Source organism: Microbacterium sp. 8M (genome assembly GCF_902506375.1).
Classification (GTDB): Bacteria; Actinomycetota; Actinomycetes; order Actinomycetales; family Microbacteriaceae; genus Microbacterium.
Genome location: NZ_LR733284.1, coordinates 1273526 through 1297832 on the forward strand (window position 1 = coordinate 1273526; position 24307 = coordinate 1297832).

The 24307-nt window shown below is 72.3% G+C and carries 18 protein-coding genes; 7 read left to right on the forward strand and 11 right to left on the reverse strand.

Going from position 1 to position 24307, the window contains the following annotated elements:
• Nucleotides 1–11: 11 nt before the first annotated feature.
• The gene (locus AERO9AM_RS06055; RefSeq protein ID WP_159575334.1) at nucleotides 12–1457 is read right to left on the reverse strand and encodes a purine-cytosine permease family protein; all 1446 of its coding nucleotides are present in this window, start codon (nucleotides 1455–1457) and stop codon (nucleotides 12–14) included.
• Nucleotides 1458–1569: 112 nt separating this feature from the next.
• Here AERO9AM_RS06055 and AERO9AM_RS06060 point away from each other — a divergent pair, with 112 nt between their 5' ends.
• Nucleotides 1570–2580 carry a LacI family DNA-binding transcriptional regulator gene (locus AERO9AM_RS06060; RefSeq protein ID WP_159575335.1) on the forward strand — a complete coding sequence of 337 codons (1011 nt, stop codon included), beginning with the start codon at nucleotides 1570–1572 and terminating at the stop codon, nucleotides 2578–2580.
• 85 nt (nucleotides 2581–2665) lie between these two features.
• Here the strand turns inward: AERO9AM_RS06060 and AERO9AM_RS06065 are convergent, their stop codons facing one another.
• Nucleotides 2666–4459, reverse strand: coding sequence for a 2-isopropylmalate synthase (locus AERO9AM_RS06065; RefSeq protein ID WP_159575336.1), 1794 nt, complete (start codon nucleotides 4457–4459; stop codon nucleotides 2666–2668).
• 165 nt (nucleotides 4460–4624) lie between these two features.
• Between AERO9AM_RS06065 and AERO9AM_RS06070 the strand changes: the two genes are divergently transcribed.
• Entirely contained in the window at nucleotides 4625–5302 is a 678-nt protein-coding gene (locus AERO9AM_RS06070) for a FadR/GntR family transcriptional regulator (protein ID WP_159575337.1), read from the forward strand.
• Nucleotides 5299–6108, forward strand: coding sequence for an ABC transporter ATP-binding protein (locus AERO9AM_RS06075; protein WP_159575338.1), 810 nt, complete (start codon nucleotides 5299–5301; stop codon nucleotides 6106–6108). Before AERO9AM_RS06070 ends, AERO9AM_RS06075 begins: the two co-directional genes overlap by 4 nt.
• Nucleotides 6109–6149: 41 nt before the next feature.
• On the opposite strand, the gene ilvD is transcribed toward AERO9AM_RS06075, so the two are convergent.
• Nucleotides 6150–8006 (reverse strand): dihydroxy-acid dehydratase, encoded by a 1857-nt coding sequence (gene ilvD / locus AERO9AM_RS06080; RefSeq protein ID WP_159575339.1) that lies wholly within the window; start codon nucleotides 8004–8006, stop codon nucleotides 6150–6152.
• Nucleotides 8007–8091: 85 nt separating this feature from the next.
• On the opposite strand from ilvD, the gene AERO9AM_RS06085 reads away from it, so the two are divergent.
• Nucleotides 8092–8877 (forward strand): helix-turn-helix transcriptional regulator, encoded by a 786-nt coding sequence (locus AERO9AM_RS06085; RefSeq protein WP_159575340.1) that lies wholly within the window; start codon nucleotides 8092–8094, stop codon nucleotides 8875–8877.
• Between the two features lie 10 nt (nucleotides 8878–8887).
• On the opposite strand, the gene AERO9AM_RS06090 is transcribed toward AERO9AM_RS06085, so the two are convergent.
• The 7 genes from AERO9AM_RS06090 to AERO9AM_RS06120 all read right to left on the reverse strand — a co-directional run bounded on the left by AERO9AM_RS06090 (nucleotide 8888) and on the right by AERO9AM_RS06120 (nucleotide 17574).
• A complete protein-coding gene (locus AERO9AM_RS06090; RefSeq protein ID WP_159577396.1) occupies nucleotides 8888–9643 on the reverse strand; it encodes an IclR family transcriptional regulator in 756 nt (251 codons plus the stop codon).
• 148 nt (nucleotides 9644–9791) lie between these two features.
• Nucleotides 9792–11303 carry a PucR family transcriptional regulator gene (locus AERO9AM_RS06095; RefSeq protein WP_159575341.1) on the reverse strand — a complete coding sequence of 504 codons (1512 nt, stop codon included), beginning with the start codon at nucleotides 11301–11303 and terminating at the stop codon, nucleotides 9792–9794.
• Nucleotides 11300–12334, reverse strand: a complete 1035-nt coding sequence (locus AERO9AM_RS06100; protein ID WP_159575342.1) for a DUF917 domain-containing protein — start codon at nucleotides 12332–12334, stop codon at nucleotides 11300–11302. Before AERO9AM_RS06100 ends, AERO9AM_RS06095 begins: the two co-directional genes overlap by 4 nt.
• A 54-nt stretch (nucleotides 12335–12388) precedes the next feature.
• Nucleotides 12389–13480 (reverse strand): DUF917 domain-containing protein, encoded by a 1092-nt coding sequence (locus AERO9AM_RS06105; protein ID WP_159575343.1) that lies wholly within the window; start codon nucleotides 13478–13480, stop codon nucleotides 12389–12391.
• Nucleotides 13477–14607 carry a DUF917 domain-containing protein gene (locus tag AERO9AM_RS06110; protein WP_159575344.1) on the reverse strand — a complete coding sequence of 377 codons (1131 nt, stop codon included), beginning with the start codon at nucleotides 14605–14607 and terminating at the stop codon, nucleotides 13477–13479. The genes AERO9AM_RS06105 and AERO9AM_RS06110 overlap by 4 nt, the downstream gene beginning before the upstream one ends.
• A 1-nt stretch (nucleotide 14608) precedes the next feature.
• Nucleotides 14609–16156 carry a hydantoinase/oxoprolinase N-terminal domain-containing protein gene (locus AERO9AM_RS06115; RefSeq protein WP_159575345.1) on the reverse strand — a complete coding sequence of 516 codons (1548 nt, stop codon included), beginning with the start codon at nucleotides 16154–16156 and terminating at the stop codon, nucleotides 14609–14611.
• Between the two features lie 83 nt (nucleotides 16157–16239).
• Nucleotides 16240–17574, reverse strand: coding sequence for a purine-cytosine permease family protein (locus AERO9AM_RS06120; protein ID WP_159575346.1), 1335 nt, complete (start codon nucleotides 17572–17574; stop codon nucleotides 16240–16242).
• Nucleotides 17575–17817: 243 nt separating this feature from the next.
• On the opposite strand from AERO9AM_RS06120, the gene hutH reads away from it, so the two are divergent.
• The 3 genes from hutH (at nucleotide 17818) to hutI (ending at nucleotide 22410) form a co-directional block, all read left to right on the forward strand.
• Nucleotides 17818–19359 (forward strand): histidine ammonia-lyase, encoded by a 1542-nt coding sequence (gene hutH / locus AERO9AM_RS06125; RefSeq protein ID WP_159575347.1) that lies wholly within the window; start codon nucleotides 17818–17820, stop codon nucleotides 19357–19359.
• Nucleotides 19352–21070 carry a urocanate hydratase gene (gene hutU, locus AERO9AM_RS06130; RefSeq protein WP_236602507.1) on the forward strand — a complete coding sequence of 573 codons (1719 nt, stop codon included), beginning with the start codon at nucleotides 19352–19354 and terminating at the stop codon, nucleotides 21068–21070. Before hutH ends, hutU begins: the two co-directional genes overlap by 8 nt.
• Nucleotides 21071–21213: 143 nt before the next feature.
• A complete protein-coding gene (gene hutI / locus AERO9AM_RS06135; protein ID WP_159575348.1) occupies nucleotides 21214–22410 on the forward strand; it encodes an imidazolonepropionase in 1197 nt (398 codons plus the stop codon).
• A 21-nt stretch (nucleotides 22411–22431) separates the two neighbouring features.
• On the opposite strand, the gene AERO9AM_RS06140 is transcribed toward hutI, so the two are convergent.
• Entirely contained in the window at nucleotides 22432–24294 is a 1863-nt protein-coding gene (locus tag AERO9AM_RS06140; RefSeq protein WP_159575349.1) for a glycogen debranching N-terminal domain-containing protein, read from the reverse strand.
• Nucleotides 24295–24307: the final 13 nt, after the last annotated feature.

Sequence of the window (24307 nt, forward strand, 5' to 3'; positions counted from 1 at the left end):
TTTGTCTGCGATCAGAGGGAGGCCTGCGAGCGGCGTGAACGGCGCACCAGCAGGACATAGAGGACGAAGGGCACGGTCAGTCCGACCGGCACCGAGAGGTCGATGCCGCCGATCGCCGCGGCGATGGGCCCGGTGAAGACCAGGGTCGCGCTGCACAGCAGCGAGGCGCCGATCCCGGCCAGGACGGCGACCGCACCGGCGACGTGCACGCCTCCGGTGAACCAGAAGCGGCTGCCGCGGCTCTCGTCGTCGAGGGCGGGACCGTCGTAGCGGTTGCGCCGCCACAGCATGTCGGCGAGGTACACGCCCATCACCGGCGCGAGGATCGTCACCGCGAGCTGCAGGGCGCTGGAGACGCTGTCCAGGAAGTTCCACACGAGCAGCGCGAAGAGGGTCATCAGCACGCCGACCGTGCCGTCCAGCAGCACCGTGCGCGAGCGCGGCAGGCGGATCCCCACGGCCTGCAGCGCGAGGCCGGAGCTGTAGGCGGTCATCGCGTTGTTCGCGATCGTGCCGACGATGACCGAGACGAGGAAGATCGGCGCGAACCAGCCCGGCAGGAACTTCTCCAGTCCCGCCTCCGGATCCGACATGTCCACCGCGCCGGCTGCCAGCACGCCGACGAAGGTCGCCAGCACGCCGGGGATGACCATGCCGAGCGTGGTCCACAGGGCGACGTCGCGCACGCGGGTGTCCGCGGGCAGGTAGCGGGCGAAGTCGGCGCTGTTCGTGTACGACAGCGGGCCGGAGGCGACGAGGGCGATGCCGGCAGCCATCATCGCGACCAGATCCAGGCCGTGCAGCGGTGCCGCCGGGGTGTAGTTCCACTTCGCGCCGCTGACGACGAACACCGCCATGACCACGAAGATCACGGCGAGCAGGATCGCGAGCGGCTGGTAGAGGCGCATGATCATGCCGTGCCCGTACACGCTGATCACCATCGTGGCGGCGGCGATCACGATCGCGCTGATCGCGATGGTCCAGCCGTTCGAGGGGACGCCGAGCCGGCCGAGCAGCCCGACGGCGACCGTCGTGGCGGCGGCCCAGTTGATCGCGAGGTAGCAGACGCTGATCAGCCAGCCGGCAATCGCCACGTTGAACCGGTTGCCGACGATGCCGTACATCGCGCGGGTGATCACCTCGCTGGGCGTGCCCGCGGCAGGACCGGATCCGGCGACGATGCCGGTGATGACCGAGAACAGGTTGCCGATCACGATCGCCAGCAGCGCCTGCCACAGGTTCAGTCCGAGCAGCACCAGGGTCGCGCCGATGACGACGGCCAGGAAGTTCACGTTGGGGGCGGCCCACACCGCGAACAGGTCGCGGGCGCGGCCGTGCCGTTCGCTGCTCGGGATGTAGTCGATGCCGTGCGTCTCGACGCGCACGGCGCTGTCGGTGGGCACGGGGTGGGTGAGGGCCGGGGGTGCGTCGGTCCCGAGGGGCGTCGTCTGCGACATGGGTACTCCAGGGCGGAAGGTCGGGTGCGCGACGTCGTTGTTCGCGCTCGACACGCAACGCTAAGGAGCCAAAACGATTTGGACAAGCGGGATCCGGAATTATCATCCAGGCATGCGAAGGCAGCGTTCCACGATCCGCGATGTGGCCCGCAGAGCCGGTGTCTCTGCCACCACGGTGTCGCACACCTTCTCCGGCAACGGCGTCGTCAACCCCGCCACGCAGGCGCGCGTGCGGGCGGCGGCGACCGAGCTGGGCTACCACCCCGACGTCGTAGCCAGCGGACTGCGGCGCAGCCGGCTGGGCGTGATCGGGCTCGTGCTGCGTCCTGCGGTGGGGGCGGAGCCGCAGCAGATCCAGGACGTGGACTACTTCCCGCGGTTCGCCGGGGCGGCCGCCCTCACGTCGCTCGCGCACGGCTACGCGCTCATGCTCGTGGCCGATCCGACGGTGGCGCATGCGCCCGCCACCGCGTGGGCGTGCGACGGCATCATCGTGACCGACCCGGTCGAGCATGATCCGCTCATCGCTGCGATGCGGGCCGGCGGCATGCCGTACACGCTGGTGGGCGTCGACGCCGCCGACCCCGGCGATCCCCACGTCGTCGACATCGCCACCGCCCTTATCACCGATCGCGTGCTGGACCATCTCGGCGAGCGCGGGGCCCGCCGTGTCGCCCTGGTCGTGGGCACCGATCCGATCGAGTGGAACACCGCGACCGAGCGGCGCTATCGCGAGCGTGTGCCCGCCGACGCGCAGATCGTCCTGCGCGTGCCGGAGCGCGTGGAACCGCACGAGGGCGCCGCCGCGGCCGATGCCCTGCTCGCGCTGCCCACGCCGCCGGACGGCGTGTACTGCATGACGAGCGACCACGCCCGCGCGCTCGTGGACCGTCTCGTCGCGCGCGGAGTGCGGGTGCCGGAGGACGTGCGCGTGGTGTGCGGATCGGACGCGGACAGGCTGCGTGCGACCGCCCCCACAATCACCGCCGTCGACCTGCAGCCGCAGGCGCTCGGCCGTCAGGCAGCCGCCGCCCTGCTCCGCCGGCTCGAGCCGGAGCTCGCTCTGGAGGTGCCGCTCCCCGAGCACGGCACGCTGAACGTGCGCGCCTCGACGGGAGGGTGAGCCGGCCTCGGGGACCCGTGACGGATCCCGGCGATCGGTGAACGCCGCAGACCCGGTCGCGTGAGCCGGATCCGCGGCGCACCGATCAGCCCATCCCGGTGCTCCCGGCGATCGCCGCGTTCGCCGCGGCCATGACGGCGTTGAGCGTCGCGGTCAGCACCGAGACGTCTCGACCCGCCGCCCAGCCGGTGCCGTGCGGGCCCCGGTACTCCAGCAGGGACAGGGCCTCGCTGTCGCTGCCGGTGCCGAGGCTGGTCTGCTGCAGGTCGAGGATCTCGATCCCCACGCCGAGCGCGCGCAGCGCGGACACGAGCGCATCCACCGGGCCCACGCCCTCGTGCGAGGACTCGTGCTCCTCCTCGCCGATGCGGATCCGGAATGCTGCGCGGGGCACGGTGGCGTTCTCGATCCGCACCTCGGACAGCGCTGCCGTGGCGCGGGTCCGGTCGCCGAGATAGGCCTCGCCGAACACGCGCCAGAGCTCCTGGGCGTCGAGCTCGAGCCCGGTGCGGTCGGCATGACGCTGCACGTGTCCGGCGAGGTCGATCTGCAGCCGGCGCGGCAGCTGCACGCCGAACTCCGTTTCCAGCAGGTATGCGATACCGCCCTTGCCGGATTGCGAGTTCACCCGGATCACCGCGTCGTAGGAACGGCCCAGATCCGCCGGATCGACCGGGAGGTACGGCACGCGCCAGGCGATCTCCCTCTCGTCCCGTCCTTCCTGCTCGGCACGCGCCCGGTGCTCCGCGAGGCCCTTGCGGATCGCGTCCTGATGCGTGCCGCTGAACGCGGTGTGCACGAGGTCGCCGACGTAGGGGTGGCGCGGATGCACCTCGATCCGGTTGCTGTGCTCGACCGTGCGCCGGATCTCGTCGATGTCGGAGAAGTCGATCATCGGGTCGATGCCCTGCGCGTGCAGGTTCAGCGCGAGCGTGACGAGGTCGACGTTGCCGGTGCGCTCACCGTTGCCGAAGAGGCAGCCCTCCACCCGCTGTGCGCCGGCGAGCACCGCGAGCTCGGCGCATGCGATGCCGGTGCCGCGGTCGTTGTGCGGATGCACCGACAGGATGACGCTCTCGCGACGCTCCAGATTGCGGTGCATGTACTCGATCTGATCCGCGTAGACGTTGGGTGTCGCGATCTCGACCGTTGCCGGGAGGTTCACAATCACCGGGCGCTCCAGGCTCGCCTCCCACAGCGCGGTCATCGCGTTGCACACCTCGAGTGCGTAGTCGGGCTCGGTGAGCATGAACACCTCGGGGGAGAACTCGAAGCGCACGTGCGGGAGGTCGCCCGCGAGATCCCGCACGTCCCGTCCGGCGTCGAGGATCAGCTCCCGCAGCTCGTCGCGGTCGCGGCCGAGGACGATCTCGCGCCAGATCGGCGCCGTCGCGGTGTAGAGGTGGATCACGACGGGATTGCGGATGTCGCGGACCGCGTCGACGGTGCGTGCGATGAGATCGCGCCGCGCGGCGGTGAACACGACGATCGTGACGTCCTCCGGGGCGATGCCCTCCTCGGCGATCAGGCGCACGAAGTCGAAGTCGGTCTGCGAGGCGGAGGGGTATCCCACCTCGATCTCCTTGTAGCCCATCGCGACCATGAGCTCGAAGAAGCGGCGTTTGCGTGCCGGATCCATCGGCTCGGCCAGCGCCTGATTGCCGTCGCGGAGATCGACCGGGACCCACAGCGGAGCGGCCGCGAGGCGGCGGGTCGGCCAGGTGCGCTCGGCGTCGTGCAGGGCGATCGTGACGCGGTCGTACGGGTCGGCGTAGCGGTGGGACGGCATCTGGGAGTGCCGCTGTCGGTTCCACGCCGGGGCGTCGGCGGGGATGGGCCCGGCAGGGGTGGAGATGCCGGGGAAGGCGGTGAGGGTCATGTCGTGTGCTCCTTGGGTGAGGTTCTCGGCGGCCCGGCGCGGCGCATCAGCCACGGCGGGGAGCCGGTCCGGTCAGACCCCGCCGTGGCGGTGAAGGAGGAGCATCGCGCACAGGAGCATGTGGGCAGTGTAGCGTTAACTCCGCAGACAAGTTGAGGAGTCGGGATGGCAGCGGAAGGAACCGTGCGGCGCGCGTCGATGGCTGACCAGGCCGCCGACGTGCTCCTGGGCAGGATCAGGGGCCAGGAGTGGGCGCTCGGGGCGAAGCTGCCGGGGGAGACGACGCTCGCGGCTCAGCTGGGGGTGGGGCGTTCGACGGTGCGCGAGGCGATCCGGCAGCTCGCTGGCCGGGGCGTGCTCTCTGCACGGCAGGGCGCCGGGGTGTTCGTGACCGCGCTCGACGTGCGCGACGACTGGGACGCGGTGCTCGCGCGCGCCGACATGGTCAGCGTCATCGAGGCGCGCACCGCCATCGAGAGCGAGGCCGCCGCGCTCGCTGCGCAGCGGCGCTCACCCGGCGATCTCCGGGCGATCCGCCGCGCGCTGCGCACCCGCGAGCAGCGCCGCAGTGCGCTCGAGGAGCACGTCGACGCCGACCTGGCCTTCCACCGCGCCATCGTCGTCGCGAGCGCGAATCCCATCCTCACCGAGCTGTTCGACGGCTTCACGCCGCGGCTGCGTCAGACGATGATCGCGATGCTGCGGATCCGCTCGACGTTCGGCGGCGACGCGGACCACGAGGCGCACGTGCGCCTGGCTGACGCGATCCGCGCAGGCGACGCCGCGGCCGCCGCAGCGCTGAGCCGCGCGCACCTGGCCTCGCTCAAGGACGGCCTGCAGTGAGCGCCGAGGTCGTGCGCCTCGACGCGGTGTCGCTCCGCCGCGACGGACGGGACATCCTCCGCGAGATCGGCCTCGTCGTGCGCGCAGGGGAGCACTGGGCGCTGCTCGGTCCGAACGGCGCCGGCAAGAGCACGATCCTGGGCCTCTGCGGCGCCCGCACGCATCCGTCGAGCGGCACGGCCGAGGTGCTGGGGCACCGCATCGGACGCGTCGACCTGCAGGAGCTGCGCCGCCTCATCGGGCACGTGGACCCGCGTCACCCGCTGCGCTCGCCGCTCACCGTGGCCGAGGTGGTACTGACGGGGCTGACCGGCACCATCGAGACGCCGATGCGCTGGACTCCGACGCACGAGCAGCTGGCGCTCGCCCACCGGCTCATCGCCGACGTGGGACTGGCGCACCGGAGCGAGGCGCGATGGCCGACGCTCTCGCAGGGCGAGCGCGGGCGGGCGCTCATCGCACGGGCCCTCGCCGGCGAGCCGCGCCTGCTGCTGCTCGACGAGCCGATGACCGGACTCGACGTCGCCGCACGGGAGCAGCTGCTGGAGACGATCGACGCGCTCGCGCACCGGGATCCGCGGCTCGCCTCGATCCTCGTCACGCATCACCTGGAGGACCTCCCGGAGACGACGAGCCACGCCCTCGTCATCGCGGGAGGCGCGATCACCGCGATCGGCGCGGTCGAGGAGGCCGTGACGACCGAGACCATCTCGCGCGCGTTCGCGCACCCGATCGAGGTCACGCGCGCCGGCGGGCGCTGGGCCGCGCGCACGCAGCGTGACCGGCGGATGCCGGTGCCGGCCTGAAGCGGGCTTCCGGAGCCTCAGTGGCTCCGGAACCCGGTCTCTCAGAGCTCGGGGACGATGCGGATCGCGCCCTTGTCCGCGGACTGGGCGAAGTGCGCGTAGGCGCGCAGCGCCGGGCTCACCTCGCGCACGCGGTTGCGCGGACGGTAGCCGCCGTTCGCCTCCAGGTGCTCGCGGCGTCGCTCCAGCACCTCCCACGGCACGTCGAGCTCGAGCTTGCGGGTGGGGATGTCGATCGAGATGATGTCGCCGTCCTCGACGAGCGCGATCACGCCGCCGGCCGCCGCCTCGGGGGAGATGTGCCCGATCGACAGACCCGAGGTGCCGCCGGAGAAGCGGCCGTCGGTGATCAGCGCGCAGGCCTTGCCCAGCCCGCGGCCCTTCAGGAACGAGGTCGGGTAGAGCATCTCCTGCATGCCGGGGCCGCCCTTGGGGCCCTCGTAGCGGATGACGACGACGTCGCCCTCCTTCACCTGCTTGTTCAGGATCTTCTCGACGGCCTCGTCCTGCGACTCGCACACCACGGCGGGGCCGGAGAAGGTCCAGATCGACTCGTCCACGCCCGCGGTCTTCACGACGGCACCGTTCTCGGCGATGTTGCCGTGCAGGACGCCCAGGCCGCCGTCCTTCGAGTACGCGTGCGCGATGTCGCGGATGCAGCCGGTCGCGGCGTCGGTGTCCAGCGAGGCCCACCGCTCGGACTGCGAGAACGCGGTGGCCGAGCGGCGACCGCCCGGTGCTGCGTGCCACAGGTCCTCGGACTCGGCCGAGGCGGATCCGCCGCGGATGTCCCACTCGTCGAGCCACTCGCCGAGCGTCGCAGCGTGAACCGTGTGCACGCTGTCGTCGAGAAGGCCGCCGCGGCGCAGCTCGCCGAGCAGAGCGGGGATGCCGCCCGCGCGGTGCACGTCCTCCATGTAATACGTCTTGCCGCCCGCGGAGTTCGGAGCGACCTTCGCGAGGCAGGGCACGCGGCGCGAGATCGCGTCGATCTCGGCGAGACCGAAGTCCACGCCCGCCTCGTGCGCGGCCGCGAGCAGGTGCAGGATCGTGTTGGTGGATCCGCCCATCGCGATGTCCAGCGCCATCGCGTTGCCGAACGCGGCCTCGGTCGCGATGCTCTTGGGCAGCACGCTCTCGTCGTCGCCCTCGTAATAGCGCTTGGCGTTCTCGACGACGAGCGCGCCGGCCTTCTCGTAGAGCGCACGGCGGGCGGTGTGCGTGGCGAGCACCGAGCCGTTGCCGGGGAGGGACAGGCCGATCGCCTCGGTGAGGCAGTTCATCGAGTTCGCGGTGAACATGCCGGAGCAGGATCCGCACGTCGGGCAGGCCGACTCCTCGATGCGCAGGATGTCGGCGTCGGAGATCTTCTCGTTCACGGCGTCGCTGATCGCGTCGACGAGGTCGAGCGAGCGCACGGTGCCGTCCACGAGGGTGGCGCGGCCGGCCTCCATCGGACCGCCCGAGACGAACACCGTGGGGATGTTCAGGCGGAGCGCGGCGAGCAGCATGCCGGGGGTGATCTTGTCGCAGTTGGAGATGCAGACGAGGGCATCGGCGCAGTGCGCGTTGACCATGTACTCGACGGAGTCGGCGATGAGGTCGCGCGAGGGGAGGGAGTAGAGCATGCCGCCGTGGCCCATGGCGATGCCGTCGTCGACCGCGATCGTGTTGAACTCGCGCGGGATGCCGCCGGCCTCGGTGATGGCGTCGGAGACGATCCGGCCGACGGGGGCGAGGTGGGTGTGCCCCGGCACGAACTCGGTGAACGAGTTGGCGACGGCGATGATGGGCTTGCGACCGAGGTCGGCGCCGTTCACGCCGGCGGCGCGGAAGAGGGCGCGGGCGCCGGCCATGTTGCGTCCGTGGGTGACCGTGCGAGAGCGATAAGCGACCATGGGGACCATTGTGGCCCTGCGGGCGGATTCTGCCGAGCCCCGGCGCGAGGAGGGTTTGTACTAGTACTCGGAGTACTGTTTTCGCATGATCCGTCCACGTACGCCGCGCCGCGAGCAGCTGGGGGAGTTCCTCGCCTCCCGGCGACGCGCCGCAAGCCGTTCCGCGCTCGGCCTGCCGCAGGCCGCACGCCGGGGCGACATCGGCCTCAGCCGCGAGGAGGTGGCCGCCCTCGCCGGGGTCAGCGCGAGCTGGTTCACCTGGCTCGAGCAGGGCCGCGACATCGGCGTCTCCCGGCAGGTGCTGGGTGCGGTCGCCCGCGTGCTGCAGCTGAGCCCCGCCGAGACGGACTACGTGGTGCGGCTCGCCGGGCCCGAGGAGGACTCCGCCGCCGAAGAGGCGGAACGGATCCCGGAGCACCTGCAGCGGCTGGTGGACGCGCTCGGCTTCCCGGCGTTCGTGGTGGCGAGCGACTGGGCGATCGTCGGCTGGAACGCGCCCTACGCCCGGCTGTACGCGCCGATCGGATCCGTGGATCCCGCCGATCGCAACCTGCTGTGGCTGATCTACACGGATCCGCGGCTGCGTCGCATGCTCCCCGACTGGGACCAGGAGAGCCGCCGCTTCCTCGCCGAGTTCCGCGCCGAGTCGGGGGTGCGGCTGGGATCCGACCGGCACCGCGCCCTCATCGACCGGCTCCTCACGGCGAGCGACGACTTCCGCACCCAGTGGGCGGAGCACGCGGTGGAGCGCTTCGCCTCACGCCGTCGGGTGTTCCTGCACCCCGACGACGGCCGGCTGGAGTTCGAGCACCACAGCCTGGTCCCGTCGGATGCCCCCGGCCTGGCCGTGGTGATGTACGTGCCGGTCTGAGGCGTCAGCGTCACCCGGTGCGGGCGGTGTACCCCAGCCGGCGCTGCAGCTGGCGGGCGGTGTCGGCCACGGCCGCGACGATCGCGGTCTCGTCCACGGGTGCGTCGTCGGCCCAGGTCATGGCGACGGCCGCAACGGGCCAGTCCACGTGGTCGCGCACGGCGATCCCGACCGAACGGAAGCCGGCGGTGATCTCGCCGTCCTCCCGGGCGACGCCTTCGCGGCGCACCTCGCGCAGCAGCTCGTTCAGCTCGCGCGGCCGGGTCGGACCGCCGCCGGTGCGCTGGGTGAACGCGGTGGCATCGGGGTACAGGGCGCGCACCTGCTCGCGAGGGAGCGCGGCGAGCATGGCGCGGCCGGTCGCGGTGAGGTGTGCGGGCAGCCGTACGCCGACGTCGGTGATCAGGGCGGGGCGGCGCAGCGCGCGCTCCTCGACGATGTAGAGCACGTCGCGGCCCGTCATCACGGCGAGGTGCGCGCTCTCGCCGAGCCGGTCGGCGAGGGCGGCGAGCAGGGGGCGGCCGAGGCGGGCGAGCGGCTCCTGCCGGGCGTAGCCGCCGGCGAGCTCGAAGGCGCTCGTGCCGAGGCCCCAGCGGCGCTCCTGCGGCAGGTGCACGACGAAGCCGTGCGCCTCGAGCGTGGCCAGCAGGTGGTACACCGTCGAGCGCGGGATCTCCAGCTCACGGGCCAGGGCCGAGGCGGCGACCGGGCCCGCGCGGCGCGCGAGGAAGCGCAGGATCCGGAGGGTGTGATCCGCGGCGGGCACCTGGGGGCGGTCGTCGGCCGTGACCGGACGCGCGTGCGCGCCCTCGGCGGCGTCGCGGTCGGGTCTCACGCACTCAGGATCCCACGCGGCAACCCTGTGGTGCCTCCTGTGTTCCCCACGCTGTTCCGCCGGGGCTCGTGCTCGGGCCTCAGCGATCCCGCACGGCGCGGCACGCGAGGTGCACGGCCAGGCGCGTCTCCGGATCCGACAGATCCAGCCCGAGCAGCTCCTGGACCCGGCGGATACGGAGCGCGACCGTGTTGCGGTGCAGATTCAGCGCGTGGGCGGTCGCCACGAGGCTCGACTCGTGGTCGAGGTAGGCCGAGAGCGTGGGCCGCAGGTCGGGACCGGCGTCATCGAGGGGCGCGAGGAGGGAGGCGGCGGCCGGTACGAAGGTGTCGTTCCCGGTCCAGGCCAACAACAGCTGCTCGAGTCCCAGGCTGTCGACCCGCACGAACCAGCCCGTCGCCGAGCGGGAGGCCGCGATACGCGCCGCGTCGGCCGCCTCATCGAGCGTCGCGGCGAGCCCCTGCGGCCCGCGCTGAAGCGATCCCACCCCGGTGGCGACGGCGAACGACCGGGCGATCTCGCCGTGCAGCGCCCGCAGGCCCTGCGCGTGGCGTTCGACGGCCGCCGGCGGCGGAGCCGCGGAGAAGGCCAGCCACCCGCTCACGCCACGCCCCGCGGTGGTGACGTGGGCCTCGGCTCCGATCCCGGCCAGCCCGGCACGCACCGCCCGCAGCAACCGCAGCGGATCGAGACGTCCTCGGCCAACCATCCGGAAGCCGAGATGGTGTCCTGCGGTGCGCCAGCCGCGCTCGGCCATGCGCCGTTCCACGTCGTCGTCTCGCCCGCGCGCATCCACGAAGTCCCGCAGCAGCGCCGAGGACGCCGACACGTCGTTGACCTCCGCGACCTCGTCGATGAGGATGCGTGCCGCGATCGCCGGCATCGCCACCTCCGCCGCGACGGACAGCGAGGCGAGCTGGGTCTCGCCGAGCCCGTCGCCGAACACGACCAGGCGCAGACCCGGCCGGCTCGGGCTGTCCACCCGCACGGATGCGGCCGCCTGCCCGCCCGCCCGTGCGAAGTCGACCCACGGGCGGAAGTCGATCGCGCGCAGCAGTTCGGGATCCAGCTCGCCGCCCGCCTGGTGCAGGACCGCGGTCTCGTCCACGAGCGCGACGGCGTATCCGAGGTTCGCCGCGACCTGGCGCAGCAGGTCGGGCAGGTCGCGCGCCGTGTACTCGAACGACCGGGCCACCTTCCGCACGTGCGCCAGGGTGAGGGCGTCCTGCGCCTGCACGAGCATCCAGCACGCCTCGGCCAGCTGGATCGGCTTCTCCACATCGAGCACGCAGATGCCGAGCCGCTCGGCGAGCCGCTGCGCACCCGGGTCGAGCTCCGCAGCGCGCGGCATGGCCACACCCCGGTAGCCGCGCTCGTGGATGCGTCGCAGCAACGCGTCCTGCTGCCACGGCGTCTCCGGGGCCGCCGACATCAGCACCGCGAGCGTCGGCGCGCTGCGGGGGAGCAGGTCGCCCTCGGCGGGCTCCACGACGACGTCGTCCCACGCGGCCGACTCGGGGCCGGCGACGCGGCGCAGGCCCCCAGTGTCGGGATGCGCCTGCAGACCGGCCAGCGACAGCCGGGCGCTCATGCGGCGTCCAGCTCGCGCAGACCGTACGTCGAGGGCAGCACGCGGCGGAGACGCTCGGGGCGTTGCAGCCACCAGTCGGGCGCGGGCAGCGACAGCACGGCGACGCGACGCCCCGGCGCGAGATCGGTGACCTCGAGGATCTCGCGAGACACCGCATCCAGCACGACGATGATCGCCGGCGCGGAGGCGAGCAGCAGGCCGTCCCGGAGCACGGCGAGCGTCTCCGAGCGGGTGACGACGCGGTCGACCGAGCCGCCGGGGCCGCCGATCTCGACGGTCTGCACATGCGGATCCCCGGCGTACGGTGCGATCCGTTCGATCCGCCCCTCGGTGAGCAGGCGGGCGCCGAGCGCGTCGGCCAAGGCGGGGATCGGCGCGCTGAGCGCCTCCAGGAAGGCGCGGCCGAGTCCGAGTGCCCGGCGCTGGTGCCCCGGCAGCGCGTGTTCGCGGAGATCGCCGACGGTGAAGCCGGCGAGCACGGCCGCCCCTGTGCCGCCCGCCTGGATGATGGCCGAGCGGATGATCCGCTCCGCGTCGACGGCCCGGTCGGTCTCCACGAGCGCGACGCCGCCGGCGCCGCTGTCGCAGGTGAAGACCAGGCCGGGAACGCCGTCCACGAACAGCGACATCTGGTCGAGCTCCGGCACGGCGCGGCCTGTGCAGTCCGCATCGACGATCGTGCGCTCGCCCGCGAACAGCAGCGGGACGAGGCTGTTCATGCCGCCGCCCTCGATCGAGCACACCGCGGGGATCCTCAGGCCCAGCCACCGCTCCGCTGCGGCCACGAGATGGGCGAACGGGGCGAGATCCGGCATGCGCTCGCCGAGCAGGATCGTCGAGCCGACGAACGCGGCCCCGAAGCACGGTGTCGCCGGGTCCAGGTCCTCGACGGACTCCAGCAGGCGCTCACCGCGTCCGTCGCCCGCGAGCATGAGCTCCACCATCGTGGTCGCGCCTCCGCCGCCGGAGCCGAGCAGGGCACACCCCCGCGCGAGCGCCGTCACGTCCTCGGGTCGCAGTCGCCACGCCATCGTCCCAGAGTAGCTTTCGGGGCTCGTGGCGAGGGAGGGCGCGGAGGGGCGGCCTCAGGCCTGACCCTCGACGGGCAGGAACGGCTCGTCGAGACCGAAGGCGGCCGGTCCGAAGGCCTCCAGCGCGGCGGGGGTGCGCATCATCTCCGGCGTGGAGATGCCGAGCACCCGCACGCGCTGGCCGTAGCGCAGGCCCTCGGTCGTGATGGGCTCCGCGGTCTCGTGGTCGACGACGCAGATCAGGTCCGGCACGATCGCGACCAGCGCGCCGTCGCGGTGCGCGGTGAGGTTCTCGTTCTGGAACCGGATCTCGAACTTCCCGTCCCCCTCGAGGGGCGCGATCATCGCGCGGCCCTTCGCGAAGCCCTCGGTCGTGCGCCGCTCGACGTCGACCACCTTGCCGGCGCACAGCTCGCGGACGTGCGGGTACAGGGTCGAGGAGAGCACGTCGGCGATCGCCGCGAACGGGGAACGGTGCTGCTCCCGCGCCTCACGGATCGCCCGGCCGAGGGCGAGCGCCATCGAGATCGTGCGCGGTACGGCGGTGCGCCGCACGTCGGCGCCCGTCATCGCATACTCGGCGATGTGGCCGACTCCGCCGAGCCGGATCGTCACGGCCCGGGCCAGCCACTCCATCTGGCGGTCGTCGTCGCCGGTGTCGATGAGCACGGTCTCGCCGCGCTCTCCGGCGAGGGCCAGGGGCGAGCCGTGCACGCCGTAGACCGCGAAGGTCTCCATCGACAGTTCGGGGAACGCCCGGCCCATGCCGTCCGCGTCCACCACCGGAAGCCCGGTCTCCGCGGCGACGACGAGCGGGATCATCGAGTTGATCCCGCCGCATTCGATCGGCATCGTCGCATCGGCGGTGCGACCGAGGTGCGCCTCCAGCGCGCGCAGGGCCTGCGTGGGCTCGGTTCCGGCCGGGATCTTCTCGACCATCACGGTCGGCGCGCCCATCTGCGCGGTGGGGATCACGAACAGGTCGTCGGCGAGCTCATCCGGATCCAGGATGGTGATGGAGCCGTCGCCGAGCACGCGCTCGACGAGCTTGCTGCCGATGTACGGGTCGCCGCCGCCCCCTGTGCCCAGCAGCGTGGCGCCGCGGGCGAGGTCGGGGAGGTCGGCTGCGGTGAGGATCCAGCTCACTTCGCCTCCTCCGTGGTCGGGTTCCCGGCGGAAGCTGCGTCTGTCGGCACCGCCCCTGTCGAGACCGTCCCGTCGAAGCGGTGCGCGGGCAGGTCGTAGCCGAAGTACCCGGGCCCCACCATCGCGAGCGCCTCGGTCGAGTGCCAGCGCTCGTCCGCCGGCGCCGCCAGCACCCGCACGCGCTGCCCGTAGCGCAGGCCCTCCGTGGTGATGGGCTCGCCGGTCTCGCCCTCCACGACCATGATGAGGTCGGGGGTCGTGGCGAGGGCGCGGCCGTCGGCCTCGGCCACGAGGTGCTCGTTCTGGAACTGCAGGGTGAGCGCGGAGCCGCCCTCGCCCTCGATGCGCGCCCGACCGCGCGCGAAGCCGGTCGTCGTCGCGCGCTGCACGTCGACCACCTTGCCGTCGAAGAGCTCGCGACCCTGCAGCAGCGACACCGCGGCCGCGACCGGGTCGCTCTTGTCCGCACGTGCGTCGGCGATCGCGCGGCCCACGGTCATGCACCGCGACAGGGAGCCGCCGACCAGGCCGGCGCGTGCCTGTGCACCGGTCATCGAGAAGCCCGCGATCATCGTGGAGCAGCCCATCTCGACCGTCGCCACCCGGGCGATCCGCTCGGTCCAGCTGTTGTCGATGGTCTGCAGTACGGCGACGTTGCCCTTCTCGTCGCTCAGCGCGAGCGGCGAGGCGGTCACGCCGATGAGCGTGGGCAGCACCATCTGCAGCTCGGGGAAGGCGCGGCCCATGCCGTCCGCGTCGACGAGGGGGAGGCCCAGGGCTGCGGCTGCGGCCACGGGGATCGTGGAGTTGACGCCGCCGACCTCGGCGCACGCGACGTGCGTCACCGGGCGGCCCAGGTGTGCACCGAGGGCGCGCACGGGCTCGACGACCTCGTCCAGACTGGGGAGCTTCTCGACCATGACGGTCGGCGCCCCCATCATCGCGACGAACAGCACGTGCGCATCGTCGGGGACCTCGGTGAGGTCGAGGACGTCGACCGGGCCGTCCGCGAGCGCCTGGCGGGCGAGGAGCGACCCGATGTAGGGGTCGCCGCCGCCGCCCGTGCCGAACAGAGCGGCGCCGCGGGCGAGGTCCTCGACCTGCGGGATGTCGATCCGCCAGCCCATCTCAGGCCCCCATGTCCAGGTCGCCGACCGCCTTGGCGCGGATGCGCGTGGCGTTTCCGGGCAGGTACGGGATCGGCACCTCGTCGAAGTCGATGATCGACACCGTGGACGGCCTGGCGCCCGCGGCGATGGCCTTGTCGACCGCCTCGGCGCGGATCGCGGCGATGGTCTGCTCGCGCTCGCCGGGCGCGATCGCGTAGACCTTGTCGATCTCGCCGCCGACCTGGGCGATCGAGGCGCCGATCGCGTTCGCGACGGCGTAGTTCTCTGGCCGGTGCACCGTGCCGAACATGGGCAGCTCGTCCGGCAGCAGGATGGACCCGCCGCCGACCGCCACCACCGCGACGGGGTCCGGGGAGGTGCGCATCCGGTCCACGGCTTCGGACACGCGCTCCGCGATGCGGTCGAGCACGCGGGAGACGAAGGCGGGATCCAGGTGCGCGACCTTCGACGGGTCGCCGACCTCGGCGCGCCCCGCCGCGACGGCGATGTCGGTCGCGGTCAGCGTGGATCCGCCGAACACGAGCGCCTCCGTGGTGAGGCGGTAGCCGACCGACGCGGGCCCGACCTCGGCGGTCTCGGGGTCGACGATGCTGCCGCCGCCGATGCCGAGTGAGAGCACGTCGGGCATCCGGAAGTTCGTGCGGATCCCGGCGACCTTCACCTCGTTCGCCGTCTCACGCGGGAAGCCGTTGACCAGCAGGCCGATGTCGGCGGTCGTCCCGCCGACGTCGATCACTGCGCAGTCCTGCAGTCCGCTCGTCGCAGCGGCCCCGCGCATGGAGTTGGTCGGGCCCGAGGCGAAGGTCGCCACGGGATAGCGGCGCACGTAGTCCTCGTCCATGAGCGTGCCGTCGTTCTGGCTGAGGAAGATCGGGGCCTCGATGCCGTGCGCGCGCACCGCGGCGGTGAGGCCGTCGACGATCTCGGCGGCGAGTTCGCGCAGGGCGGCGTTGATGATCGTGGCGTTCTCGCGCTCGAGGATGCCGATCCGGCCGATCTCGTGCGACAGCGAGATCGCCACGTCGGGTCCGAGCACCTCGCCGACGATCTCGGCCGCGCGCACCTCGAGGTCGTGGTTGACGGGGCTGAAGACGGATGAGATCGCGACGGAGCGGATCCCCTGCGCCTTCATGTCCTCCGCCGCGGCGCGCAGCTCGTCCGGATCGAGCGGCGAGATGGGGCGGCCGTCGAACTCGTATCCGCCGTGGGCGAGATAACTGCGCGCCTGGGCCGCCTCGACGAGCACCTCGGGCCAGTCGACGAGCGGGGGCAGCGCGCGGGTCGCGGGGAGGCCGAGGCGCAGCGCCGCGGTCGGGGCGAGCCGGCTCGCCTGCACGAGGGCGTTGATGAAGTGCGTGGTGCCGATCATCACGGCGTCGACGTCGGAACCCTCGAACGTGTGGCGGGCGCGCAGGTCCTCGATCGCCTGCACGATCCCGCTGGTCACATCCGCAGTGGTGGAGTGCTTGACCCCGGCCAGGGTGCGGGTGCCGTCCATGAGGACGGCGTCGGTGTTGGTGCCGCCGACGTCGATGCCGATGTGCATGGTTCTCGCTTTCTCGGAGGGTCTGGAGGATGGTCCCGTCGCGGGGCGTCGGAGGGCGCCGCACCCCGCGACGGAGCCTGTGATCAGGCCGCCGCGGTCTCGGCGGGATCGGCCTGGCGGGTGGGGACGTTGCCGACGCCGCGGACGAGGCCGAGCTTTCCGGCCGCGATGTAGAGCGCCATCGACAGGAACAGACTGATGAGGGACGGGATCCCCCAGGTCACGAAGTAGCCGACGAGGGAGGAGGCCAGCCAGATCACGATCGTCGCGGGAACGATCCGCGGGGCGTCGGCCGGGAGCACACCCGCCTCGCGGCTCTCGTCGAGCTCCCCGCGCCAGCGGCGGACCACGAAGTACTCGGCGACCATGATGCCCGCGATCGGCGGGAATGCGACGCTCAGCACGATGAGGAACTCGGTGAACTGGCCGAGGATGCCGGCAGCGGCCAGCACCGAGCCGACGACGCCGAGGACGATCGTGGTGGTCACGCGGTGCAGGTTCTTCCCGAAGGTCGTGGAGATGAAGTTCACCAGGCCCAGCGTCGAGGAGTACAGGTTCCAGTCGTTGATCTTCAGTGTTCCCGTGATGACGATGATGAGACCGATCAGCCCCACCGAGCTGGTCACGATCGCGACGATGTCGCCCGACTTGGCGGCGTGCGCGAGCAGCACGCCGGCCAGGCCGATCACGAACTCGCCGAGCGTGACGCCGACGACGGTCTGCTTCACGACGTCGGCGCGCGACCGGTTGAACCGCGTCATGTCGCCCGTGATGATGGCGCCCACGATGAGGCCGCCGGCGACGATGCCCGTACCGGCCCAGACGCTGATGTGCGGGCCGGGGGCGGGGCTGGACAGCAGGGCACCCAGATCGTGGCGGCTGAGCTCGGAGATCACCGACCAGCCGACGAGCACGAGGAACAGCGGCACGGTGATGTTCGCGAGCCACTGCATGCCGAGGAAGCCGAAGGCGACGATCGCCGTGACGGCCAGGCCGAACAGCAGGCTCCACGTCCAGGTCGGCAGCACGCCGGGCATGAGCGCGTCGAGCGACTGAGCCGAGATCGCGGACTGGATCCCGAACCAGCCGATGAGGCTGATGCCGATCGCGAGGCCGACGAGCGATGCGCCGATCTCGCCGAAGCCGGTCCAGCGGGCCAGCAGCGCCGTGTTCAGTCCCTCGCGCTGCCCAATGAAGCCGACGATGCACATGATCGCCTCGAGGATGAGGGATCCGAGGAGGAACGCCAACGCGGCCTCGCCGAAGGTCATGCCGTAGCCGAGCGTCGCGCCGAGCAGGAACTGCGAGAGCGCCGAGACCTGGCCGAAGCGCTGCACGGCGATGCCGAACCACGGCTTTCGCGCTTCGGGAGTCACGCGGGAGAGGGCGAAGTCGTCGTGCGTCGCGATGGAGGCCATGGTCGTTTCCTTCGGGCGGGGAATGGTTGCGCCCACGCTAGTTTCCAGGCGTGACAGGGCGCCATGTGCGATCTGCACGAAAACCGCCGCTCTCTGAACACTCTGCACATGTTGACGGTGTGCGGGTGTCCCGTCCGGCTCCACTCCTGAATCCTTCCACCGGTATGCCAATTGTCTGGGATCGCAGACAGCCGATGCGCGATCGCCCTCGTTCCGGGCTGCGCGAGGGTGTGAGATCGTCTCATGCCCCACACTTCCCCTGTCACCATCGGTGCGGCGCCGCTGCGCCCCGAGGATGTCGTCGCCGTCGCCCGCCACCACGCCCCCGTCGTCATCGACGCGGGTGCCCTGGACCGCGTGGCGGGCGCGCGTGCCGTCATCGACAGCATGGCCGCCGACCCCAAGCCGCACTACGGCGTCTCCACCGGCTTCGGCGCGCTGGCCACGACGTTCATCGCCCCCGAGCGCCGCCGCCAGCTCCAGCAGAGCCTCATCCGCTCGCACGCCGCCGGCACGGGCGCCGAGGTCGAGACCGAGGTCATCCGCGCCCTGCAGCTGCTGCGCCTGCAGACCCTCGCCTCCGGTCACACCGGCGTCCGCCCCGTGGTCGTCGAGACCTACGCCGCCATGCTCAACGCCGGCGTGACCCCGATCGTCCGCGAGTACGGCTCGCTGGGCTGCTCGGGCGACCTCGCCCCGCTCGCCCACATCGCGCTCGCCAGCATGGGCGAGGGCGATGTCCGCAACGCCGACGGCGAGAAGGTGCCCGCCGCAGACGCGCTCGCGGCAGCGGGCATCGAGCCGCTGCAGCTCGTGGAGAAGGAGGGCCTCGCACTCATCAACGGCACCGACGGCATGCTCGGCATGCTGGTGCTGGCGCTGCACGACCTCGAGGAGCTCCTCCTCACAGCCGACATCTCGGCGGCCATGTCGATCGAGTCGCAGCTCGGCACAGACGCCGTGTTCGCCGCGGATCTGATGGCGCTGCGTCCGCAGGTCGGCCAGGCCGTCTCGGCCGCGCACCTGCGCGCGTTCCTCGGATCCTCGCCGATGGTCGCCAGCCACAAGGGCCCGGAGGACGGCCGTGTGCAGGACGCCTACTCGCTGCGCTGCTCGCCGCAGGTGCACGGCGCCGCCCGCGACACCGCCGCCTACGCGACGACGATCGCCGAGCGCGAGCTCGCCAGCGTCGTCGACAACCCCGTCGTCACCAGCGACGGCCGCATCGAGTCGAACGGCAACTTCCACGGCGCGCCGGTGGCCGCGGTGCTCGACTTCCTCGCGATCTCCGTCGCGGATGTGGCGTCGGTCGCCGAGCGTCGCACGGACCGCGCGCTGGATCCGGCCCGCAACCACGGCCTGCCGCCGTTCCTCGCCGACGAGGTCGGCGTCGACTCCGGCCTCATGATCGCGCAGTACGCCGCGGCCGGCATCGTCTCCGAGCTCAAGCGGCTCGCGGTGCCCGCCTCGGTCGACTCGATCCCGTCGTCCGCGATGCAGGAGGACCACGTCTCGATGGGCTGGGCCGCGGCCCGCAAGCTCCGTCGCGCGATCGACGGCCTCGGCCGCGTGCTCGCGATCGAGATCCTCACCGGCGCCCGCGCGCTCGACCTGCGCGCGCCGCTCGAGGCCGGCCCCGCCACCGGTGCGGTCCGCGACCTCGTGCGCACCGTCGCCGGCGGCCCCGGCCCCGACCGATTCCTCTCTCCCGACATGGAGGCCGTGACCGCACTCGTGCAGTCCGGCCGGATCGCTGCGATTGCGAAGGAGCACGCGAATGACTGACACCACCACCCCCTCGATCCCTGAGGGTCTCGAAGGGCCGACCCTGTCGGATCCGACCCGTTCCATCCGCGCCATCCGCGGCAACGAGCGCACCGCGAAGAGCTGGGGCGCCGAGGCCGCCAAGCGCATGCTGATGAACAACCTCGACCCCGAGGTCGCCGAGCACCCTGAGGACCTCGTGGTCTACGGCGGCACCGGCCGCGCCGCCCGCAGCTGGGAGGCGTACGACGCGATCGTCCGCACGCTCGACGAGCTCGAGCCCGACGAGACGCTGCTCGTGCAGTCCGGCAAGCCGGTCGGCGTGTTCCGCACGCACGAGTGGGCGCCGCGGGTGCTCATCGCCAACTCCAACCTCGTCGGCGACTGGGCCACCTGGCCTGAGTTCCGCCGGCTCGAGGCCGAGGGCCTGATGATGTACGGCCAGATGACGGCCGGATCCTGGATCTACATCGGATCCCAGGGCATCCTGCAGGGCACCTACGAGACGTTCGCCGCGGTCGCCCGCTCGCTCGGCAAGGACTCGCTCAAGGGCACGCTGTCGCTCACCGGCGGCGCCGGCGGCATGGGCGGCGCGCAGCCGCTCGCCGTCACCCTGAACGAGGGCGCCTGCCTCATCGTCGACGTCGACGAGTCGCGTCTGGCGCGCCGCGTGGACCACGGCTACCTGGACGTCTACTACACCGACCTCGACGAGGCCGTCGCCCGTGCCGTGGCCGCGAAGGAGGCGGGGGAGGCCCTCTCCGTCGGCATCGTCGGGAACGCCGCCGAGGTGTTCCCCGAGCTGTTCCGCCGCCAGCAGGCCGGCGAGATCGTGATCGACGTCGTCACCGACCAGACCAGCGCGCACGACCCGCTCGCGTACCTGCCCATCGGCATCTCCGTCGAGGACTGGAAGGCGTCGGCGGAGACGGATCCGGAGGAGTTCACTCGTCGGTCCCGCGAGTCCATGGCCGCGCACGTCGCCGCCATGGTCGCGTTCCAGGACGCGGGCGCCGCGGTGTTCGACTACGGCAACTCGATCCGCGCCGAGGCGAAGCTCGGCGGCTTCGACCGCGCCTTCGAGTTCCCCGGGTTCGTGCCGGCGTACATCCGCCCGCAGTTCGAAGAAGGCCGCGGCCCGTTCCGCTGGGCCGCGCTCTCCGGCGACCCGGAGGACATCTACAAGACCGACCGCGCCATCGCGGAGCTCTTCCCGGAGGACGCCGCGCTGCACCGCTGGCTCGAGAAGGCCGGCGAGAAGGTGCACTTCGAGGGCCTGCCCGCCCGCATCTGCTGGCTCGGCTACAAGGAGCGCCACCTCGCGGGGCTGAAGTTCAACGAGATGGTGGCTTCGGGCGAACTGACCGCGCCGATCGTGATCGGCCGCGACCACCTCGACTCGGGCTCGGTCGCGAGCCCGTACCGCGAGACCGAGGCCATGAAGGACGGCTCCGACGCGATCGCCGACTGGCCGCTGCTCAACGCCCTGCTCAACACGGCCTCGGGCGCGAGCTGGGTGTCGCTGCACCACGGCGGCGGCGTCGGCATCGGCCGCTCCATCCACGCCGGTCAGGTGACCGTGGCGGATGGATCCGCCCTGGCCGCGGAGAAGCTCGAGCGGGTGCTCACCAACGACCCGGGCACTGGTGTCATGCGCCACGTCGACGCGGGCTACGACCACGCGAAGGACATCGCGCGCGAGCGCGGTCTCAAGGTCCCGATGGGCCTCTGAGCCGGATTCGGACACAGACGGCGTCCCGCTCTCTGCCTCCCGTCGGGGGATGCGGATGCAGAGAGCGGGACGCGACATCTTGCGCAAGAGCCGGCCGCTGAGTCATCGCAGCGTCCGGTCCGCCACAGCGGGAGGATGAACACATGCGGATCCTGATCACGAACATCGGCGAACTGACCACGAACGCTCAGCCGACGGTCTCCGAGCCCGCCGAAGGGCTCGAAGCCGGTGCCGACATCTGCGGCACCCTGCACGATGCCGCCGTGCTCATCGACGGCGACCGGATCGCCTGGGTCGGTGCCGCGGATGAGGCGCCCGAGGCCGAGGAGGTCGTCGACGCCCGGGGCCGCGCGGTGATCCCGGGCTTCGTGGACAGCCACAGCCACCTCGTGTTCGGCGGCGACCGCGCGGCCGAGTTCGAGGCCCGCATGCGGGGCCGGAAGTATGCCGCCGGCGGCATACGCTCCACCGTGGCCGCCACCCGGGCCGCGAGCGACGACGAGCTGCGCGCCCGGCTGCGCGGCTTCCTCGACGAGATGCTCGCGCAGGGAACCACGACCGTCGAGATCAAGAGCGGCTACGGCCTCGACGTCGCGACCGAGGAGCGCCTGGTGCGCCTGGCCGCCGAGGTCACGCCCGAGGTCACCTTCCTCGGTGCGCACGTGGTGCCCGTCGAGTACGCCGACCGCGGCGACGACTACGTGGACTTGGTCACGGGGGAGATGCTCGACGCCTGCGCCCCGCACGCGAAGTGGATCGACGTGTTCTGCGAGACGGGTGCCTTCACGGTTCCGCAGTCCCGCCGTGTGCTCGAGGCCGGGATCGCCCGCGGCCTCCAGCCCCGCGTGCACGCCAGCCAGCTCGGCCCCGGGGAAGGGGTGCAGCTGGCGGTCGAGCTCGGCGCCGCGTCGATCGACCACGGCACCTATCTGACCGACGACGACGTGACCGCGCTCGCCGGATCCGGCACCGTGCTCACCCTGCTGCCGGGCGTGGAGTTCTCCACCCGTCAGCCCTACCCCGATGCCCGCCGGCTCATCGATGCCGGCGTGACCGTGGCGCTCGCCTGCGACACGAACCCCGGTTCGAGCTTCACCTCGTCGATGCCGTTCTGCATCGCCGTCGCCGTGCGCGACATGCGGATGACCGTCGCCGAGGCGATCCACGCCGCGACCGCCGGGGGCGCGGCCGCCCTGCGCCGCGACGACATCGGCCGCATCGCTCCGGGAATGCGCGCCGACATCGTGCTGCTGAAGGCGCCGAGCCGGGTTCACCTGGCGTACCGCCCGGGCGTGCCGCTCGTGGACGCCGTGTGGAAGGACGGGGCGCGCGTGGTCTGACGACCGCGGCCCCCGTACCGCTCAGCCCAGGGCGTCCGCGCAGACGACGGCCGCCGCGGCGGACCATGCCTGCGGGCGGCACGAGGCCGGGTACGGGACGGGATCGACGCCGAGCTCGCGGGCGTCGCCGGCGTGCAGCTCCGGCATCCGATAGTCGAACCCCTCCGCGGCGTCCACGAGCTGCTGCGCGATGTCGGCGGCCTCCGCACGCAGCCCCGCGCGCAGCAGTCCGTGCACGGCGATCGCGGTGTCGTGGGCCCAGACGCTGCCGCCGTGGTAGCTCAGCGGCCAGAAGCCGGCCGCGCCCGAGGACATCGTGCGGATCCCGAAGCCGCTCGACATCGAGTCGCCGAGCAGCAGCGCCGCGCAGATCCGCTCCTCATCGGGATCGAGGATCCCGGTGCCGATGAGGTGGCCGATGTTGCTGGTCAGCGTGTCGACGGCCGCACCGTGGGCATCCAGCGCGATCGCCGGGTAGCGGCCCTCGAGCGTGGTCACCCAGTAGGCGGCGCGGAAGCGTGCGCGCAGGTCCGCCGCCCAGGCCCGCAGCGCCGCGCCGCCGTCCTCGCCGAGCGCGTCGAGCAGGTCGGCGCCGCGTACCGCGGCCTCGTAGGCGTAGCCCTGCACCTCGCTGAGCGCGATCGGGCCTTCGGCGAGGCGGCCGTCGCGCCACTGGATGGAGTCGCCGGAGTCCTTCCAGCCCTGGTTCGCCAGGCCGTGCCCGGTCTCGTCGACGTAGTCGATGAAGCCGGATCCGCTCGCGTCGCCATGCTCGATCATCCAGCCGAGCGCCGCGCGGAGGTTCGGCAGCAGCTCCCGCACCTCGGCCTCGGGCATCCCGGCGTCCCTGGCGTCCGCCAGCAGGCACACCCACAGCGGCGTGGCGTCGACCGTGCCGTAATAGAGCGGCGGCAGGTGCACTCCCTCGTTCGGCAGGGAGAGCGCGCCGCTGCGCAGCTCGTGCGGGATCTTCCCCGGCGCCTCGGCGGTGGCAGGGTCGTTCCTGGTGCCCTGCAGGCGGGCGAGCACGCGCAGGGTGGATGCGGCGATCGCCGGATCCTGCCGGAGCGCGAGCCGGGCCGCCCAGATCGAGTCGCGCCCGAAGAGGGTGAAGAACCACGGCGCGCCCGCCGCGTAGAACGCGTCGTCCGGATGCGCCGGCAGGGCCAGGCGCAGGGCGGAGAGGTCGCCCGCGGCACGGTGCAGCCATCGGCGCAGGCGGGGATCGGCGGTCTCGGGCACGGCGGGCCGCGCCTCGGCAGCGGGTGCGGCTACGACGAGCGTGCCGTCCTCGAGCGACAGCGCGAGGGAGAACTCCAGGCGCGATCGCGGTTCCAGCACGCTCATCCAGCGCACCACGAGGGCGGCCTCCTCGACGGCGATCGCGGCCCCGGGCGCCGTCAGCGCGAACGAAGCGCTTCCAGAGGAGACCCGCTCGCCGTCCCAGGCCCACGCACCGCCGTCGGCGAGACCGGCCTTGACGCGCTGCAGCGGCTCGAAGTCGGGCAGGATCCGCACGGTGACGGCGATCGGCAGCGGCGCTTCGCGGTGCGAGGAGATCCGGATCTGCTCCGTGACACCACCAGGGCGCACCGCGCGGGCCCGCTCGAGGCGCACCTTCGGGTCGGGCTGGTCATCGTCGATGCCGCGCAGGACACCCGTGAACACGGCGCGCTGAGGCGCGGGGGAGGAGCATGCGATCGTCTCGACGGCGGTGCCTTCGACGGCGACCGTCAGAGCGCGCACGTGCCGCACGTCGCCGTGGTACACGCCGTGGATCGGCGCGGAACCCATGTCGCCGCTCTCGTCCGACCACACCTGGGTCGGCGCCTGAAGCGCGATCACGGCGTCGTTCAGGAGGGGCTGCAGCGGGATGTCGGTCATGGGGCTCCTTCGT

Bases quoted from the DNA above. Each gene is read 5' to 3' on its own strand.
- AERO9AM_RS06115 (WP_159575345.1), bottom strand. From the start codon at position 16,156: ATGCACATCGGCATCGACGTCGGCGGCACCAACACCGACGCCGTCCTC.
- AERO9AM_RS06110 (WP_159575344.1), bottom strand. From the start codon at position 14,607: ATGGGCTGGCGGATCGACATCCCGCAGGTCGAGGACCTCGCCCGCGGC.
- AERO9AM_RS06085 (WP_159575340.1), top strand. From the start codon at position 8,092: ATGATCCGTCCACGTACGCCGCGCCGCGAGCAGCTGGGGGAGTTCCTC.
- hutH (WP_159575347.1), top strand. From the start codon at position 17,818: ATGCCCCACACTTCCCCTGTCACCATCGGTGCGGCGCCGCTGCGCCCC.
- hutI (WP_159575348.1), top strand. From the start codon at position 21,214: ATGCGGATCCTGATCACGAACATCGGCGAACTGACCACGAACGCTCAG.
- AERO9AM_RS06120 (WP_159575346.1), bottom strand. From the start codon at position 17,574: ATGGCCTCCATCGCGACGCACGACGACTTCGCCCTCTCCCGCGTGACT.
- AERO9AM_RS06055 (WP_159575334.1), bottom strand. From the start codon at position 1,457: ATGTCGCAGACGACGCCCCTCGGGACCGACGCACCCCCGGCCCTCACC.
- AERO9AM_RS06095 (WP_159575341.1), bottom strand. From the start codon at position 11,303: ATGAGCGCCCGGCTGTCGCTGGCCGGTCTGCAGGCGCATCCCGACACT.
- ilvD (WP_159575339.1), bottom strand. From the start codon at position 8,006: ATGGTCGCTTATCGCTCTCGCACGGTCACCCACGGACGCAACATGGCC.
- AERO9AM_RS06100 (WP_159575342.1), bottom strand. From the start codon at position 12,334: ATGGCGTGGCGACTGCGACCCGAGGACGTGACGGCGCTCGCGCGGGGG.
- AERO9AM_RS06060 (WP_159575335.1), top strand. From the start codon at position 1,570: ATGCGAAGGCAGCGTTCCACGATCCGCGATGTGGCCCGCAGAGCCGGT.
- AERO9AM_RS06070 (WP_159575337.1), top strand. From the start codon at position 4,625: ATGGCAGCGGAAGGAACCGTGCGGCGCGCGTCGATGGCTGACCAGGCC.
- hutU (WP_236602507.1), top strand. From the start codon at position 19,352: ATGACTGACACCACCACCCCCTCGATCCCTGAGGGTCTCGAAGGGCCG.
- AERO9AM_RS06140 (WP_159575349.1), bottom strand. From the start codon at position 24,294: ATGACCGACATCCCGCTGCAGCCCCTCCTGAACGACGCCGTGATCGCG.
- AERO9AM_RS06065 (WP_159575336.1), bottom strand. From the start codon at position 4,459: ATGACCCTCACCGCCTTCCCCGGCATCTCCACCCCTGCCGGGCCCATC.